At 65.0% G+C, this 16,946-nt stretch carries 19 protein-coding genes; 6 read left to right on the top strand and 13 right to left on the bottom strand.

Features of this window, described 5'->3' with window-relative positions:
• Nucleotides 1–191: 191 nt before the first annotated feature.
• Nucleotides 192–1,151, top strand: coding sequence for a hypothetical protein (locus tag BRX37_RS12940; protein WP_125987444.1), 960 nt, complete (start codon nt 192–194; stop codon nt 1,149–1,151).
• Here BRX37_RS12940 and BRX37_RS12935 read toward each other — a convergent pair.
• From BRX37_RS12935 to BRX37_RS12915, 5 genes are all read right to left on the bottom strand, one after another.
• Nucleotides 1,114–1,581, bottom strand: a complete 468-nt coding sequence (locus BRX37_RS12935) for an SRPBCC domain-containing protein (protein WP_125987442.1) — start codon at nt 1,579–1,581, stop codon at nt 1,114–1,116. The two genes, BRX37_RS12940 and BRX37_RS12935, sit on opposite strands and share 38 nt — an antisense overlap.
• Nucleotides 1,578–2,069 (bottom strand): VOC family protein, encoded by a 492-nt coding sequence (locus BRX37_RS12930; protein ID WP_048937684.1) that lies wholly within the window; start codon nt 2,067–2,069, stop codon nt 1,578–1,580. The genes BRX37_RS12935 and BRX37_RS12930 overlap by 4 nt, the downstream gene beginning before the upstream one ends.
• Nucleotides 2,069–2,869, bottom strand: a complete 801-nt coding sequence (locus tag BRX37_RS12925; protein ID WP_125987440.1) for a VOC family protein — start codon at nt 2,867–2,869, stop codon at nt 2,069–2,071. Before BRX37_RS12925 ends, BRX37_RS12930 begins: the two co-directional genes overlap by 1 nt.
• A 168-nt stretch (nt 2,870–3,037) precedes the next feature.
• Entirely contained in the window at nt 3,038–3,397 is a 360-nt protein-coding gene (locus BRX37_RS12920; protein WP_125987438.1) for a DUF1428 domain-containing protein, read from the bottom strand.
• Between the two features lie 30 nt (nt 3,398–3,427).
• Nucleotides 3,428–3,874 (bottom strand): VOC family protein, encoded by a 447-nt coding sequence (locus tag BRX37_RS12915; RefSeq protein ID WP_004208034.1) that lies wholly within the window; start codon nt 3,872–3,874, stop codon nt 3,428–3,430.
• 113 nt (nt 3,875–3,987) lie between these two features.
• Here BRX37_RS12915 and BRX37_RS12910 point away from each other — a divergent pair, with 113 nt between their 5' ends.
• Nucleotides 3,988–4,683, top strand: coding sequence for a winged helix-turn-helix transcriptional regulator (locus BRX37_RS12910; RefSeq protein WP_125987436.1), 696 nt, complete (start codon nt 3,988–3,990; stop codon nt 4,681–4,683).
• Here the strand turns inward: BRX37_RS12910 and BRX37_RS12905 are convergent.
• Nucleotides 4,655–4,975, bottom strand: coding sequence for a DMT family transporter (locus BRX37_RS12905; RefSeq protein WP_125987434.1), 321 nt, complete (start codon nt 4,973–4,975; stop codon nt 4,655–4,657). The two genes, BRX37_RS12910 and BRX37_RS12905, sit on opposite strands and share 29 nt — an antisense overlap.
• Nucleotides 4,976–5,102: 127 nt before the next feature.
• Nucleotides 5,103–5,843 carry an SDR family oxidoreductase gene (locus BRX37_RS12900; RefSeq protein WP_125987432.1) on the bottom strand — a complete coding sequence of 247 codons (741 nt, stop codon included), beginning with the start codon at nt 5,841–5,843 and terminating at the stop codon, nt 5,103–5,105.
• A 102-nt stretch (nt 5,844–5,945) separates the two neighbouring features.
• On the opposite strand from BRX37_RS12900, the gene BRX37_RS12895 reads away from it, so the two are divergent.
• On the top strand, nt 5,946–6,383 hold the full coding sequence (locus tag BRX37_RS12895) for a winged helix-turn-helix transcriptional regulator (RefSeq protein WP_125987430.1): 438 nt from the start codon (nt 5,946–5,948) through the stop codon (nt 6,381–6,383).
• A 7-nt stretch (nt 6,384–6,390) separates the two neighbouring features.
• On the opposite strand, the gene BRX37_RS12890 is transcribed toward BRX37_RS12895, so the two are convergent.
• The 4 genes from BRX37_RS12890 to BRX37_RS12875 form a co-directional block, all read right to left on the bottom strand.
• A complete protein-coding gene (locus BRX37_RS12890) occupies nt 6,391–7,326 on the bottom strand; it encodes a hypothetical protein (RefSeq protein ID WP_125987428.1) in 936 nt (311 codons plus the stop codon).
• 201 nt (nt 7,327–7,527) lie between these two features.
• Nucleotides 7,528–8,286 (bottom strand): hypothetical protein, encoded by a 759-nt coding sequence (locus tag BRX37_RS12885; protein WP_125987426.1) that lies wholly within the window; start codon nt 8,284–8,286, stop codon nt 7,528–7,530.
• Nucleotides 8,287–8,371: 85 nt separating this feature from the next.
• Nucleotides 8,372–9,385: an NAD(P)H-dependent flavin oxidoreductase gene (locus tag BRX37_RS12880; protein ID WP_125987424.1), complete on the bottom strand. Its 1,014-nt coding sequence runs from the start codon at nt 9,383–9,385 to the stop codon at nt 8,372–8,374.
• Between the two features lie 164 nt (nt 9,386–9,549).
• On the bottom strand, nt 9,550–10,815 hold the full coding sequence (locus BRX37_RS12875; protein ID WP_004208043.1) for an aspartate kinase: 1,266 nt from the start codon (nt 10,813–10,815) through the stop codon (nt 9,550–9,552).
• Nucleotides 10,816–11,166: 351 nt separating this feature from the next.
• On the opposite strand from BRX37_RS12875, the gene ubiG reads away from it, so the two are divergent.
• From ubiG to BRX37_RS12860, 3 genes are all read left to right on the top strand, one after another.
• The gene (gene ubiG, locus BRX37_RS12870) at nt 11,167–11,901 is read left to right on the top strand and encodes a bifunctional 2-polyprenyl-6-hydroxyphenol methylase/3-demethylubiquinol 3-O-methyltransferase UbiG (protein ID WP_125987422.1); all 735 of its coding nucleotides are present in this window, start codon (nt 11,167–11,169) and stop codon (nt 11,899–11,901) included.
• 385 nt (nt 11,902–12,286) lie between these two features.
• Nucleotides 12,287–12,820: an energy transducer TonB family protein gene (locus BRX37_RS12865; RefSeq protein ID WP_125987420.1), complete on the top strand. Its 534-nt coding sequence runs from the start codon at nt 12,287–12,289 to the stop codon at nt 12,818–12,820.
• A 144-nt stretch (nt 12,821–12,964) separates the two neighbouring features.
• The gene (locus BRX37_RS12860; protein ID WP_125987418.1) at nt 12,965–13,558 is read left to right on the top strand and encodes a YdeI/OmpD-associated family protein; all 594 of its coding nucleotides are present in this window, start codon (nt 12,965–12,967) and stop codon (nt 13,556–13,558) included.
• Between the two features lie 4 nt (nt 13,559–13,562).
• Here BRX37_RS12860 and BRX37_RS12855 read toward each other — a convergent pair whose 3' ends face one another.
• Nucleotides 13,563–13,835, bottom strand: a complete 273-nt coding sequence (locus tag BRX37_RS12855) for a hypothetical protein (protein WP_125987416.1) — start codon at nt 13,833–13,835, stop codon at nt 13,563–13,565.
• Nucleotides 13,836–13,885: 50 nt separating this feature from the next.
• Nucleotides 13,886–16,513: a TonB-dependent receptor gene (locus BRX37_RS12850; RefSeq protein WP_125987542.1), complete on the bottom strand. Its 2,628-nt coding sequence runs from the start codon at nt 16,511–16,513 to the stop codon at nt 13,886–13,888.
• Nucleotides 16,514–16,946: the final 433 nt, after the last annotated feature.

The following is a 16,946-nucleotide window of genomic DNA, read 5'->3' as shown; positions in this document are numbered from 1 at the left end:
AACTGGTCGTTTGCAGACCGTCCGAATTTGCCCCAGCGGCGCACAAGCAAAGAATAGCGTTTAATTGAAATCGCGACATCGCGCGGAAGGGTAAACACCCCCTTCAGTCCATTCCCTCATATTCCGGTAACAGCTTTCCCGTCAGGCTGTCGCCGCGGCGCGCCCGCATTCCTTCCTGCCGGACCCTTGCCATGCGCCGCCTCACGACCAGCTTCATCGACAGCGCCTTTGGCCATGGTGCGGACGGCCGCCCGCTGTTCATGCCGTTCGGCCTGATCGGCGGCCAATATGCCATCCCCGACATGTCCACCGCGCAGCGCCTGCGTCGCGGCGTCGCGCGCCTGCTGCCGCTCGCCCTGCTGCCGATATTCTGCCTGTTCGCGCTGTTCCTGCCGCCTGTCCGCAACGCCCATGCGCTGCCGCTGCTCGGCGCCATGGCGGCCAGCTTCGCGCTGTTCAGCATCAGCTTCTTCCTCTGGGTCCGCCACGCAACGCGCGGCCTGCAGCGCGTCGATCGCGCGCGACAGGGCATCCCCGCCCTGCTCGATCCGGACGAGGCGCTTGCCCGTCGCCTGCTCGACCGGGTCCGTCCGCCGCGCACCCGTTCGGCCGAAGAGACGCTGGGCGCCCTGGCCGGTTTCGCCTGCCAGATGCTGCTGCGCCATCGCGCCGAGCAGGAAGGCACCGCCGCCCCGCTGATCGAGGTCGCGACCCATGACGGGCGGCTGCGCTATTTCGGCGATGCCCTGAATGGCCTACTCGCCGAATATCCCGGCTCGCTCTGGGCGGGCGTGGGCGATGGCAAGCCGCAACTGCTGCTCGGCCCGATCTTCCGCGAAATGACCGATGCCTGTGTCGGTGACTCCCGCGACTATGCCGACATGATCGGCTTGCTCCAGCGGCACTGGAGCGCCACCGCGCTGATCCTGCGTGGCCAGGGCGTGGATATCGAACGCTGGGCCGACCTGTTCGTCCGCGCGCTGCGGGAACTGGTGCAGGAAGGCGGCGACACATCGCTGCGCCCCGCCCTGCTCTTCATGCGCGCCGCCATCGCCATGTCGAAAATGGACCCGGCGGAAATATTGGTGCCCGACCAGCCCGTCGGCGATCCGCTCAGGCGCTCGCGGCCGACGTCTCGCACAGCGCCTTGAACTGGGCCATCATCTCGTCCCAGCCGGGATGGAAGCCCATTTCCTCATGCCGCGCCTTCGCCTCCGCGTCCCAGTGGCGCGCGGTCGCGGTGAAGCGGGTGCCATCGCCCTCCGCCGCAAAGTCCCAGATCGCGGTCATGAACGGGCTCTGCGGGATCCAGCCGGCGGCATAGGCGTCGGTGGTGACGATCCGCGCACCCGGCACCACCTCCAGGAAAATGCCCTCCATCGGCCCGGTTTCCTCGCCATCCGGCCCGAACATCTGCACCGCGCTGCGGCCGCCGGGGCGCATATCCTCCTCGATCACCTCGGCCCGCCAGGGCCTGGGACAGAACCATTCATCCTTCAGGTCGGTCCACACCTTCCAGCAAATCTCGCGCGGCGCCTCGATCAGGCAGGTGACCGACAGCTCATGCTCCGCCCCGCTCATGCCGCCTCTCCCAGGAACGCCGCGTGCATCGCGCCGCTGTCCAGCTTCTGCATCGTCATCATCGCCTGCATCATCCGGGCAATGCCGGCGCGGTCGCCGCTATGATAATTGTCCATGATCTGGCGCGTCACCAACTGCCAGGAGAGGCCATATTTGTCGGTTACCCAGCCGCACGGCCCGGCCGTGCCGCCATCGCCGGTCAGTCGATCGAAATAGCCGTCCAGTTCGGCCTGGTCCGCGCATGCCACCGACAGCGATATCGCCTCGTCGAAGCTGAATTGCGGCCCGCCGTTCAACGCCTGATAGCTTTGCCCGAACAGGCTGAACTCGACCAGCAGCACGCTCCCGCCCGGCAGCGGCGAAGGCGAGGGATTGACCTCGGGATAATAGCTCACATGGTCGACCGACCCGCCGAACACCGACGCATAATAATGCGCCGCCTCCTCGGCCTGGCCGTCGAACCACAGGCAAGGGGAAATCTTGTCCATCACCCCTCTCCCTTGCTGCCGACCAGCGCGAACATCGCGCCCTGCGGATCGGTCGCCTGGATGATCCAGGCGCCACCCGGCACCTCCATCGGCCCCTGCAGCACCGTGCCGCCACCGGCCGTCACCCGCTCGACCGCCGCATCGATGTCGCCGACGGTGAAGTAGAACAGCCATAGCGGCACCGGCATCATCGGCGGCACCGGCATGATGCCGCCGGTCATGCCGTCAAAGTCCGTCGAGCCGGTCTGCGAGACAAGCTGGTAACTGCCCATCTCGCCCATATCCATGGCCTCGCCCTTCGACCAGCCGAGCTGCCCGGTATAGAAGGCCAGATCCTTGTCGAAATCGCCGGCATATAGCTCGTGCCAGCCGACATGGCCCGGCGCCATCGGCGGCGGCGCATCCATCCCCTCGGGGCTCGATCCCTTGAGCAGCATGAACACCGCGCCGCCTGGATCGGCCATCACCGCAAAGCGGCCGACGCCCGGAATATCCTCGGGCGGCCGCTTCACGCTGCCGCCGGCCGCGCTCAGCCGTTCGGCATCGGCATCGACATCGGCCGACCCGACATAGCCGCCCCACCAGGGCGTCATGCCGCAATCCTTCGCCTCGGCCGGGATCGCCATCACCCCGCCCAGCGGCCCGGCGCTGCCGGAAATCACCTGATAAGGGCCGTCGGGCAGGTCGCCGCCAAACGGCTCTGCCGTCCAGCCGACGACATCGCCATAAAAGGCCAGCGCCGCCTTGGGATCGCTGGTCATCAATTCGTACCAGAAGAATTTGCCATTGAAGTCGGTCATCGTCCGTCTCCCGAAAACACGAGTTCCAGGATTGATCGTCATTGCGGTCAGGTGGAGCCGAAAAGCGTGATTTTCGAGTAACGGAGCGCAGCGTACTTAAAGTACGTGAGCACCGGAACGCAGAAAAGCGCGCTTTGCAGGCCCGCCTGGGCGGAATGGCGGTCAATCTTACTTGTGGTCGACCAGCACCTCGAACCCGCCATAGATCAGCCGCGCGCCGATGAAGGGCATGTCCTCGCCCTCCTTGGGCTGCATGCGCTCATCCTTCATCACCTTCTCGGCGCCGGCATCGCGGGTCGCCTTGTCGGGCCATTCGATCCAGGAGAAGACGACCTCCTCATCCTCCTCGGCGATGACGGCCGTGCGGAAATCATTGACCTTGCCGGGCTTGATGTCGTTGGCCCAGCATTCGACCACGCGCAGCGCGCCATGTTCGATGAAGATCGGCGCGGCATAGGCGGCGACCTCCTTGTAGCGTTCCTTGTTGCCCTTGGGCACCGGGATCACGAACCCGTCCATATAGCTCATCGTCTCTCTCCTTCTGCAAGGTCGTCGACATCAGGCGTCGGCAGTTTCTCCCTGGTTCGCGGCCATTGCGGCGGCGACATCCATCCACATCACTTCCCAGATATGGCCGTCCAGATCGGCAAAGTTGCGGCCATACATGAAGCCATGATCCTGCTTGGGGTTCGGCTCGGTCCCGCCCGCCGCCAGCGCCCTGTCCACCGTCGCGTCCACCGCGTCCCGGCTCGTCTCGCTCAAACACAGCAACACCTGCGCGGTTTCATGGGCATTGGGGATCTTGCGCGGGGTAAAGCCGGCGAACCGTTCATGGGTCAGCAGCATCGCATGGATCGTCTCGGAAAAACTGATCATCTGCGCGCTGTCATCGGCGAAATCATTGTTCCGCACGGCGCCGACCGCTTCATAAAAGGCAATCGCGGCGGGCAGATCGGTGACGGGCAGGTTGACGAAGATCATCTTCGGCGCGGGCGCATCGGCCATCGTCTCTCTCCTCATGCTTTCATGGCGGCTCGCACCTTGTCGTGAGTCGCCGACTTGAACTTTGTGCGCCCGAAGATTACATTATGCAACAGACAAGTTAGAAAAGATAACCAATGAGTCCCAACCCGCGCAAACGCGCCTATCAGGATGGCTGTGCCACCGCCCATGCGCTCGATCTGATCGGCGATCGCTGGGCGATGCCGATCATGCGGGAATTGCTGCTCGGCCCCAAGCGCTTCACCGACCTGCGCGCCAGCCTGCCCGGAATCAGCGCCAATGTGCTGACCCAGCGGCTGGAGGAGCTGGAAGCGGCCAGCATCCTTGTCCGCCGCCGCCTGCCCCCGCCCGCCGCCAGCCAGATTTACGAGCTGACCGAGTGGGGCCGCGAGTCGGAAATATTGTTCATGGTGCTGGGCCGCTGGGCCTGCCGATCGCCGACGATGCAGCCGGGCATGCCGATGAGCCAGGTGTCGGTGGTGATGTCGATGCGCACGATGATCGATCGCGCCGCGATCGGCGATCTGGATGCCACCATCGGCTTCCGCTTCGGTGAGGAGGAATTTCGCGCCACGCTCCATGATGGCGATTTCACCATCGACCGGGGCGAGGCGGCCGGCGCCGATGTGATCTTCACCGGCGACCAGAATGCGCTCGCCGCGATCGTCTATGGCGGCCAGTCCTTCGCCGCGATGGCGCCGGCCCTGCAGGTGGAGGGCGACCGGGCGCTGGCGGAACGGTTCGTCCGCCTCTTCCCGCTGCCACCCAAGGCCCCCTCAACCGTCAACCCGGCGACGCCAGCTTCATCATGACAAGACCAGAGAGGATCAGCGCCGCCGCCGCCAGCCGCGCCGGGCTGATCGCTTCGCCCATAAAGGCGACGCCGACGGCAAAGGCGCCCAGCGCGCCGATCCCGGTCCAGATCATATAGGCGGTGCCCAGCGGCAGGCTACGCATCGCCAGCGACAACAGGCCGAAACTGGCGATCATCGCGCCAAGGGTGATGAGGCTCGGCACCAGCCGGTTGAAGCCATGCGACTGCTTCATCGCAAAGGCCCAGACGATTTCCAGCAATCCGGCAAAAAACAGGGCAATCCAGGCCATGATGGCGCTCCTTCACAAGGGGCGCCGGGCCGTCCCGGACTTGAAACCCGCATGGCGGGGGAGGACGTGGCCTCGCTTGACGAAGCCCAGATAGTCCTCTCCCATGCGGGAGGCAAGGCTCAGGGCCTCAATGCGCCCCGTTCAGCATCCCGAACACCTGGTCGAACTCGCCGCGCTTGGTCGCCTCGCTCAGGAACTTGACCCGCTCGACATGGATTTCCGCCGGGGTCGGCTCCTGCCGCAACAGGCCCATCGTCTCGCTGATGAAATCGGCCAGCGGCATCATCTGCGGATTTTCGGCATGGCCGGGCATCAGGTCGGTCTGCACGCCCGGCGGCACGATCTCCACCACATCGACGCCCGTGCCCTTGAGCTGCTCGCGCATCGCCAGCGACCAGCCATGGATCGCCGCCTTGGTCGCGCTGTAGGTCGGCGTCGCCGCCAGCGGCACGAAGGCCAGCCCCGACGACACGGTCAGGATCGTCGCGCTCTTCTGCGCCAGCAGATGCGGCAGCAGCGCATGGCTCAGGCGGATCGGGCCGAGCAGATTGGTGGCCACCGTCGCCTCGGCGATGGCGAGGTCGATCTGGTCCTCCGCCACCATGATGCCGGCATTCAGCAGCACCGCGTCGAGCGCCGGGAAATCGGCGACCAGCTTGTCCGCGAAGGCGGCGATCGCCGCCGGATCTTCCATGTCGATCACCATCGACGCCATGCCGGGGTGCGCCGCGACCACCGCGTCGAGCGCCGCCTGCCGCCGCCCGGCGATGATGACCTGGTTGCCCGCCGCGTGGAATTCATGGGCCAGCGCCGCGCCGATGCCCGAACCGCCGCCGGTGATGAGGATGGTGTTGCCGGAATTTTTCATGGGGAAAGCTCCTGTGACTGGTTGCTTGCCCACTAATTTAGCCCCACACTCTCTTTTGGAAAGAAGGCACCGTAAAGTGCCATAGGCACCCAAAGGTAAGAAATGGCAAATCCTCTGGAATCCCGCTTCGCCACCGCCGAAATAGCGGCCGCCGAGCAGTATCTCGACCATGATCCGCCGACCGAACTCGATCCACGGGTGGAGCGACTCGTCAACGAACTGATCGGCCGGGTCGCCGACAAATGGACGATGCTGATCCTGGAACTGCTGGAGGAGCGCGGCACGCTGCGCTTTACCGAGGTCGGCCGCGCGGTCGAGGGGATCAGCCAGAAGATGCTGACCCAGACGCTGCGCCAGATGGAGCGCGACGGGCTGCTTACCCGCACCGTCCATCCGGTCGTGCCGCCGCGCGTCGACTATGCCCTAACCCCGCTCGGCAACAGCCTCAGCGCCGCCTTCTGCGGCGTATGGGTCTGGGCCGAACGCAATCTCGCTACGGTCGAGGGCGCCCGCGCCCGCTTCGACGCGCGCGACGCCTGACCGGCGATCAGCTTTCGGGCGGCGCGGGAACCGGCTGCAACGGCAATTTGGGCGCCTGCACCTGCGGCTGGGTCGGCACCACCGGCGGCGGCGCGCTCGGCGTTCCCGGAACAGCCGAGGCCGGCGCAGACGGAGCCGGAGCAGCAGGCGCGGGCGCGGAAGCCGGCGCATCGGGCAGGATCATGTCCGACGGCCGCTGCATCGGCGTGGCCGGCACCTGCCCCATCGGCGCGGGCGCGGTCGGCGCCGGCGGTTCATGGTCGTTCAGATCATCGCCGCCGACCGGGCCGACCAGCTTCACCGTCGCGCCGAAGCGCTTGCGCCATTCCTCCAGCCGCCGCAGATAATCCTCATATTCCGCCCAGAAATCGCGGAAGGGCTGTTCCAGCTCGTCCAGCGCCTTGGGCGCATAGGCAGCCAGCGCCTCGGGCGTCAGCCCGTTGATGATCGTCATCGTCGCCACCGCCTTCTGGCAGAAGGCCTTCTGCGCCGGCGGCAGGGCGAAGAAATTATAGACCAGCGTGTTCAGCACTTCGCGCATGCGGATCGCGCTGCTGCCGTAACGCTGCTGATAGCTGACCTCCAGCGTGTCGTTGGCGCGCTTCAGCGACGCGCCATGCACGGTCAGCATCTGGTTGTACAATATGCGCGTCTGGCCATTGGTCTCGGGACAGCCCAGCGCCGCGACGTTCAGCCCCATGCGCACATGCCACAGCGCCTGGTCGCCCTGGGAATCGCGATTGGGGGTGATGAACTTTCCGGCCTCGTCCTTGTCGGGCGGCACCATGTCGGGCGCGGAATAGCGCGGCGGGGTCGGCATCACCGTCGGCACCACCGCCGGCGGCGGCGTGGGCGGCACTTGCTTCACCGGCGTCGCACAAGCCGCCAGCGCCGTCAGAGCAAGCAGCGACAGGCGGGAAGACAGGGAACGTGGCAGGAACATCAACTACTCCGACGATCTGGCCCGGCAAACATGCCGGGCATTTCCACCGGAGGAAATATGCTTAACGCGCAGCCAAGGACGGCCCCGCCTGTGGTTCACCGCTGAACCCCCGCCCGGTTGCTGTTAAAAGCCCGCTATCCCAATTGGTTGCAATGCGGCAAGCCGAGCATCGCGAAAAAGGCCGGAAATAGCCGATTTTTCTCAGTCGGCGCGCGCCAGCAGGCGCGGCATCGCCCCCTTCGGCACCGTCACGCCATCATCCGCGATCAGGTCCGCCCGGCTCAGCCGGACCTCCAGCAGCACCGGCGCCATCGCCAGCGTCCGCCCCGAACGCCATGCCGCCAGGTCGGTCTGATAGCGGGCATAGGCATCGAAGAAGTCGGTGAAGGGCTTTTCCAGCGCGGCGAGGCCGGTCGGCGCATAGGCCAGCAACTGGTCCGCGGGCAGGCTGTTGACGGTCGCCCCCACCCGCACCGCCTCCGCGCAGAAGGCCGCCTGTGCCGGCGGCAGGGCAAAGAAATTATAGACGATTGTATTCAGCCGCTCGCGCTGCGCGATCGCGCCGCCGCCGAACTGCCCCTTAAATTCGCCCTCGACCTGCGCATTGGCCCGCGTCAGCGCCGCCCTGTGCCGGGCCAGCAGCGCATTATATTGCAGCCGCGCCGCGTCGCCGCTCCCCTGGCAGGACAGGGCGGCCACGTTCAGCGCCATGCGCATATGCCACAGCGTTGCCGGCCCACTCAGATCGCGGTTGGGCGTGACGCGCTGACCATCGGCACCGATCGCCGGTATCTGCATATTGGCTGTCGCGCCCATCGGCGGCAGCGGCTGGGGCACGGGCTGCGCCCGCACGGGCGCAGGCGGCGGCGCAACCGCCACCTCCCGCTGCCCCGCGCAGCCAGACAGCAGCGCAATCCCGCCCAGCGGGCACAATAGCAGGTGACGGATCGAGGCACGCATGAACGGTCTCCGGCAAATCTGATGCCGGAAACCATGCCCGATATTGGTTAAAAGCCGATAAAGCCTGTTTTTCAGGCAGCGGGGATCAGGCCGCGCGGCGTTCCAGCGCCGTTGCGGCCTGCGCCATCAGCTCGGCGATGATGTCGGCAACCGGCTCTTCCTTGGTCACCATGCCGACCGACTGGCCCGCCATCAGCGACCCGCCCTCGACATCGCCGTCGATCACCGCCTTGCGCAGCGCCCCGGCCCAATAATGCTCGATCTGCAACTGCGCCTCACCCATGTCGACCGCGCCGCTGTCCAGCAGGTTGGCGACTTCGCGCTGCTTCGCGGTGAAGGCTTCGGTGCCGGCATTCTTGAGCGCGCGCACCGGGATGACCGGCAGGCGCGGGTCGATCTGCACGCTCGCAATGGCATCGCGCGCCGACGCGCGGAAGAAGGCCTTCTTGAACGCGGGATGGGCGATGCTCTCGCTCGCGCAGGCGAAACGGGTGCCCAGCTGCACACCGGCCGCGCCCATTTCCAGATAGGCGGCGATCGCCTCGCCCCGGCCGATGCCGCCGGCGACGAACACCGGAACCTGCTGCGCCATTTCCGGCAGGATTTCCTGCGCCAGCACGCTGGTCGCGACCGGACCGATATGGCCGCCCGCTTCCATGCCCTCGACCACCAGCGCGTCGACGCCCGATCGCACCAGCTTCTTCGCCAGCGCCAGCGCGGGCGCGAAGCAGATCAGCTTGGCGCCATTGGCCTTGATCGCCTCGATGCTGCCCTTGGGCGGCAGGCCACCGGCCAGCACCACATGGCTCACGTCATGCTTGGCGCACACCGCGATCAGGTCGAACAGTTGCGGATGCATGGTGATCAGGTTCACGCCGAACGGCTTGTCGGTCAGCGCCCTGGTCGCCGCGATTTCCGCGTCCAGCAATTCGGGCGACATCGCGCCACAGGCAATCACGCCGAAACCGCCGGCGTTCGAGATCGCCGACACCAGATGCCGCTCACTGACCCAGCTCATCGCCCCGCACAGGATCGCGCTCTCGCAGCCCAGAAATTCGGTGCCGCGGGCCATCAGGGAAGCGAGTTTGGCAGTGGTCATCGTCATATCCTACAACATAAAAAAGCCCCTCCCTTTCAAGGGAGGGGTTGGGGTGGGTAGCGAGCGAAGCGAGCTTCCTCCCTATCCACCAAGGCAGGCGGCGATTGCTGACGCAATCGCACCCACCCCCATGCCCCTCCCTAGAAGGGAGGGGAGTATGTCTGTCAAGCCGCCGGGGCGTCCAGACCGTAAGCCGTGTGCAGCACGCGGACGGCCAGTTCGGTCTCGTCCTCGTCGATCAGCACCGAAACCTTGATCTCGCTGGTGGAGATGGCTTCGATGTTGATGCCGCGCTCGGCCAGCGTCTTGAACATGGTGGCGGCGACGCCGGCATGGCTGCGCATGCCCACGCCCACGACGCTGATCTTGGCGACTTCGGTGTCGGTGATGATGCGGCGGAAGCCGATCGCGTCCTTGTTCGCTTCCAATATGTCGACGCTGCGGGCGAGGTCCGCGCGCGGGACGGTGAAGGTGACGTCGGTCTCCTCATTGTCCTTGCTGTCATTCTGGATGATCATGTCGACATTGATCGCCGCATCGGCCAGCGGGGTGAAGATGCTGGCCACCGCGCCCGGCTTGTCGGGCACGCGGGTGACGATGATCTTCGCCTCATTCTTGTCATGGGCGATGCCGGTGATGAGCTGACGTTCCATCTTGGTTTCCTTGAGCTTGGCTTCCAGTTCCTCGTCGCTCACGATCAGCGTGCCGGGGAGGTCGTCCTGGGTGGGATCATCGAAGGAGGAAAGCACCTGCACGACCACGCCTTCCTTCATGGCGAGGCCGACCGAGCGGGTCTGCAGCACCTTGGCGCCGACCGAGGCCAGCTCCAGCATTTCCTCATAGGTGACGAGGTCCAGCTTGCGGGCACGCGCCACGATGCGCGGGTCGGTGGTGTAGACGCCGTCGACGTCGGTATAGATATCGCAGCGATCGGCCTTGACCGCCGCGGCCACCGCAACCGCCGACGTGTCCGAACCGCCACGGCCCAGCGTCGACACCCGGCCATCGTCCATCATGCCCTGGAAACCGGGGATGACGGCGACCTGGCCGGACTGCATCGCCGCGATCAGCGCATCGGTCTCGATCGTGCTGATGCGCGCCTTGGCATGGGCCTCGATCGTGCGGATCGGCAATTGCCAGCCCAGCCAGCTGCGCGCGTCCACGCCGATTGCCTTGAGCGTCATCGCCAGCAGGCCGCTGGTGACCTGCTCGCCCGCCGCCACGACGACATCATATTCGGCCGGATCATAGAGCGCCGAGGCTTCCTTGCAGAAGCCGACCAGGCGATCGGTCTCGCCGGCCATGGCCGATACCACGACCGCCACTTCATGGCCCTGATCGACGACATGTTTGACGCGCGCGGCCACGTTGCGAATTCGCTCCATCCCCGCCATGGAGGTGCCGCCGAATTTCATCACGATGCGCGCCATTTGCTTGTCGAACCTGTCCTTTAAGCGTTTTCGAAGCAGGTGGAACACCTGCTGACTCGGAAAACGCGACCAACAAAAGATATGGAGCAGCCGAGCCGATGCAATCGGATCGGACACTGCTCCAATTGTGAAACAAAATGTCCCAAAGGGGCAAAACGGCTGCCCTATTAGCAGCCGCGACGGATATGGCAAGCAATCCCGCCATCCGCTCGCCCACCTGGCCGCTGCCCGCGCTCCTACATGCCCCGCCTTCAAAGACATAGCTATGACAGCATGGCACATTGGCCTTCCCGCCGCCCGCTGCTAGAACGGCGGCACGGGTGCTTCGCCACCCAGCAAGACCCAAGGTGCATGATGACTGAGACGACCGCGACGATCGACCCGAAGGAAGCCGCCCATTTCGGCACCATGGCCGCCGACTGGTGGGATCCCAAGGGGTCGAGCGCGATGCTGCACAAGCTGAACCCGGTCCGCCTCGCCTATATCCGCGCCGCGATCGACCGGCATTGCGACAGCGACGATCATGGCTTCCGTCCACTCGCCGGCAAGCGCGCGCTCGATGTCGGCTGCGGCGCCGGCCTGCTCGCCGAACCGCTCGCCCGCCTCGGCGCCAGCGTCACCGGCCTCGACGCGGCGCCGGAAAATATCGCCGTCGCTGTCGCCCATGCACAGGGCCAGGGCCTCGCCATTGACTATCGCGCCACCCCGGTCGAGCAGGTCAGCGACAGCGGCTATGACCTCGTCACCTCGATGGAGGTGATCGAACATGTCGCCGATCCCGCCGCATTCGTTCGCGCCCTCGCGGCCAAGCTCGCGCCCGATGGCCTGATGATCCTCTCCACCCCCAACCGCACGCCCATGTCCCGCCTCGCCATGATCACCATCGGCGAAAGCATCGGCGGCATTCCCAAGGGCACGCATGACTGGTCCAAGTTCATCACCCCCGAAGAACTGACCGCCCTGCTCGACGACGCCGGCCTGGAAGTCACCGACAGCAGCGGCCTCGCCTTCGATCCGGCGCGCGGCTTCACCCTGTCGGCCAACACAGCGATCAACTATCTGCTGACGGCGCGCCACAAGGGTTGACGAAGACTCGGGCGCGCCAGCCTCAAGTGGACCGTCCCGCCATGGTCGACGCGCGCCCCCGCCATCCTGCGCCATGCCGGCCCGCGCACCGGAATAGCGCGCGGTTTTCCGGGACTTCTTCCCTTCCCCTGTCATCCAGCGCCAGAGAGGCCACTCAAGAAACGCTGTTCTCACGAAAAGCATTTGCAACTAAATTTTAATTTCCAAACATCTTAAGCATCTAAATGGCAAATTCATTTATGAAATTGTCATTTCATCTTTCGCCTGATAAAAAATGCGGGTGCAGACATTGCCGGGTCGCCGTCTGCACCTTCGACCGCATGCGGGCCGACCAACGACGTCCTTCCCGCCCCCGGCCGATCATCCGCTCTCAGGAGATCGAAACATGAAACTGCTTTTTTGCCTCTGCCTTGCCGTGCCGCTGCTGCTGCCGGCCGCATCCCGCGCCCAATCATCCGCCCCCTCGATCGACGTGACGGCGCCCACCACCGCCCCGCCCACGCTCGACCGCTGGGTCGAACGCACCGGCAACATCCTCTCCAACCGGCTGCGCTATCCCACCATCCTGTCCGGGCCGGAGGAAGGCATCGTCCAGGTCAAGTTCGCCTGCAGCGACAGCGGTGCGCCGGCCGGCATCGCCCTGCTCAACTCGTCCGGCTCGCGCCAACTCGACAAGGCGGCGATGCGCGCCATCCAGAGCATCCCGACCCTGCATCCGCTGCCCGCCGGCATCGGCGCCGGGCAGAATTATGTCGCCACCATCCTCTTCGCCACGACCCAGGCCAGCTACAATCGGCAGATCCGCGATCTCCAGCGGCAGGCGCTCGACAATAATGCCCGCTTCGCCCGTCGCGCGGGTGGCCCCGCCATGGCCATCGCCCTGCTCGACACGCCGGACACCCCGCGCGCCGCCAACTGAGCCAGGCTCTGCGGGCGCGTGAAAGGGGCGCGCCCGCAGTCCCCCTCGCTGCGCCCCGTGCGTTGCACTGCCCGCCGGCTGATGGCATCACCGGCCGATCGGGACAGCCGCTTGAGCCCGCGGCACAGCGAGGGGGATCATCCTATGGCCATGGACCCGCGGATCGACGCCTATATCGCCCGCCAGGCGGATTTCGCCCGCCCCATTCTCATCCATATCCGCGCGCTGATGCACGCCGCATCGCCGGACATCGGCGAAGCGGTCAAATGGGGCATGCCCTTCTTCACCTACAGGGACCAGAATCTCGCCAACATGGCCGCCTTCAAGGGCCATGCCGCCTTCGGCTTCTGGCATGACAAGGTTGGCAGGGAAGATGCCAGCGACGACGCCATGGGCCAGTTCGGCCGCCTCACCGCCCTTTCCGACCTCCCGTCCGATGCCGCCATCGCCGGCCTGATCGCCCAGGCCATGGCCCTGATCGACGCCGGCGATCGCCCACGCACCGGCCCCAAGCCGCCCAAAGCGCCTTTGCCCGTCCACCCCGCCTTCGCCGACGCCATCGCCGCCAACTCGGTGGCGGCGGCCATCTGGGCCGCCTTCCCGCCCGGCAAGATCCGCGACTATTGCGAGTGGATCAATGAGGCGAAGACCGACGCCACCCGCGACAAGCGCATCGCCCAGGCCGTCGACTGGATTGGCGAGGGCAAGGGTCGCAACTGGAAATATGAGAAGAAATAGGGACTTACTTCCGTCCCTCCCGCGGCTCTGCGGGCCAGCAATTGGTGCAGCGCCGCCAGCAACTGACGCCCGGCATCGCGGCCGCCGGCTTGAGCCCCGGTTCGGAATGCAGCCCTGCCAATATCTCCGGTGAGACACCCTCTGGCGCGGCGCGGCTGTGGCACATCAGGCATCGGGCGCGATAGGCTGCGCGCGTCAGGCCGGAATGATCCTCCTGCGCGCGCGGCGCCACCGGCATGGCGAGCAGCATGCCCGCTACTCCGATGAAAATGGCCATGCCCCGCGCGCATATCGTGCAGGGCATGGCCATCCTGTTCGGCGACCTGTTTAGAATTTTTGGCCGAACCTTATGCCGAAGAATTGCGGCTTGATCGTGAAGGTGCGCGAGCTGTTGGCGCAGAAGTCGATCGAGCAGAAGGTGTTGCGCGTCAGCTGCCCGCGCTTGTCGAAGGCGTTCTGCAGGAACAGGGTGACGCTCCAACCATCCTTCTTGATCCCGCCCGAAAAATCGAAGCTGACAAAGCCCTTGGTATTGCCCAGCAGCTCGTTGCTCTCGACGTTCAGATCCTGCGTCGCGCCGGTCTGGTAGAGCGCCGCGCCCTGGACATAGGCGGCATAATCGCCCAAGTCGGTGTCATAGCGGATCGATGTCGTGCCCTTGAAGCGCGGCTGGCGCGGCAGGCGGGTGCCGTTGGCGGCCGCGACCTGCGGCGTCGGCGGGCTTGATCCTTCGACGAACTCGCCCAGCGTACAGCTGCTCAGCTGCGCAATGGACTCGGTCTCGGTATTGAGCGCAAAGTTGCAGAAATCGCCCTTCAGCTTGGCATCGTTGAACGCGCCGGAGGTGGAGATCGTCACCTTGCCCAGCCGCAGGTCGGCATCATATTCGATGCCCTTGACCTCGGCCTTGCCGGCATTGCCGGTCATGCCCGCGCCCTGTGCGCCAGACACGACCACGCCATATTGGATATTGTTCCACTTCTCATAATAGACGGCGGCGTTGAAGCGGAAGATATTGTTCCAGGTGGTCTTCACGCCGACCTCGAAATTGGTCAGCGTTTCCGACTTGAACGGCGCGACATTGACGATCTTGCCCAGGCTGCGGATGCGCAGCGGCCGGTTGAACCCGCCGGGGCGGAAGCCGGTCGAATAGTTGAAATAGACCATCTTGTCGGGCTGGAACTGCCAGTCGAGCGCGACCTTGTGGGTCTCGCCATCCTCCTTGTAGCGGCCGGTGCCGTCCGCCGCATTGGGGTTGGTGTTGACGCAGGTCAGCCGCTCGTCATCGGGCAGCGGCGTGGTGCAGCCCACGCCTGCGGCCGATCCGGCGACGCCGGCAAAGCCCCGAACCTTATAGTCGGTCCAGAAATAGCGGATGCCGCCGGTCAGCTTCAGCGTCGGCGTGATGTTGTAATGACCTTCGGCAAAGATCGCCTTGTCATGATAGAGCTGGTCCTGCTCGACATAATAGAAGGCGTCGCCCTTCACCGCCTGGGTGCCCAGGATCATCGTGCCCAGCGGATTGCCGTTGGCGTTGATGACGTCGCTGGTATCGAAATAGGGATTGCCATCCTCGTCATAGGCGATGCCATACATGGCCGGCACGCCGATCAGCCCGCCCGCCACATCGCCGCCGCCGGTCGCGGTATAGCCGGTGATCGTGTCGAGCCCGCGGATCGCATAGCTGGTGTTCAACTCATTCTTCTGCCGCTGGTAGAAGCCACCGACGGTCACGTCGAACGGCCAGTCCTTGGGCGTCGAGATCCGCAATTCCTGGGTGAATTTGTTGCGGTGCGTGTCGGCATGATAATATTGGGTAGGATTGATCATCTGGCACTGCTGGCTGGCGCCGGAGCCGGTGCAATTGTCGAAAAATTGCAGATAGCTTTCATAGCCCGGCCCGAAGCCGTCATAGGTGACCGTGTAATAGGTATAGTCGTTCAGCGTGCGGGTGCGGCGCTTGAAATAGCCGGTAGCCGAGACGATGTCCCAATCGCCGATATGGCCATGGATCGACAGCGCCGCCTGATACCAGCGATCGTCATTCTTGGTCTGGTCATAGTCATGGACTTCCAGGTCGCCGACCCGCGGATCATAACCGAAATAGCCGCGCGCCACCTGCTTCTGGGCCGTGATCTCGGGCGTGATGTCCCAGCCCTCGGTCGGCTGCCACAGCAGCTGGAAGCGGCCGCCAAATTCGCGGATGGTGTTGTAATCATCCTTGGCGATGTCGCTATTGTCGAGCGTGTAGGATGTGTTGGGGTTGTTGTCGCCCAGAGTCAGGGTCGACGAACTGCCATCGTTGAACGTGCCGTTGTTGGGCGTATTGTCGATATAGCCGCCGTCGCGCCGATAATAGCCCATGGCCCGCACCGCCAGCGTCGGCGCCAGCGGCACGTTGATGTAGGATTCCAGCTGGCCGCCGAAATCACCCTTGCCATATTTATTGGCTTCCACGTCATAGCCGAACTCGAACTTGTCGAGCTTGGGCTTGTTGGTGATCAGGCGGATGGTGCCGGCCAGCGAGCCGGCGCCATAGAGTGTGCCCTGCGGCCCGGACAGCGCCTCGACCCGTTCCAGGTCATAGGCATGGATATCAGGCACTTCGGTGCCGGTGATCGGCATGTCGTCGAGATAATAGCCGACCGAGGCATAGGCACCGCCGGCGGGCACGATACCGCGGAAGAAGGCGGTGTTGCGGCCGGGGCCAATGCCCTCGAACGAGACCGACGGCAGCAGGGCGGCGAAATCGCTCAGGCCCTTCACCTGTCGTTCCTGCAATTTCTCCGCACCCAGCGCCTGCATCGAAATCGGCACCTTCTGGATGCTCTGCGCGCTGCGCGTCGCGGTGACGACGATCTCGCCCAGCCCCTGTTCGGCCTCGGCGGCGGCCGCATCGGCGGCGGCGGCATCGGCCGCCGGGGCCTGCGCCAGTGCCGGCGCGGACAGGATCATCGGTGTGAGGAACGTGCTCGTGCCAAGCGCGCAGAACGTGCGCACTCTTCGCGAGCGGAGACGAATGGCCATACGAATACCCCCTGATACGCGTTGCGACTCGTCCTCTCCTGCGAAATTCGCCCGGTGCTCCGGGTCTCCTTCCCTGACGCGTTCGCATGGCCTCGCGCACCGGCGGCCGACAGGGCGAAGGATGCCCCGCCCGAAAGAGAGACTCTTTCAGGATCGCCGCCAGACGCTGGCCACGCTGTTTATCTGTTCCATAATCCCCGGACAGTTCGCTTTTGCAGCAATCAGAACAACTGTCCTAAATTCGATACTGCCGATCGGACACGCCCTGTCAAGCGGCTGTTCGGCGACTTTTTGAAACTTTTACGACAAGCTGACTCGACGCCTGCCTGCAGCCGACATAAGATTTTGAGCAGTCGCACAA

This window comes from Sphingomonas sp. S-NIH.Pt3_0716 (assembly GCF_003950715.1).
Classification (GTDB): domain Bacteria; phylum Pseudomonadota; class Alphaproteobacteria; order Sphingomonadales; family Sphingomonadaceae; genus Sphingobium; species Sphingobium yanoikuyae_A.
This window is presented reverse-complemented; position numbering and strand designations above follow the sequence as displayed.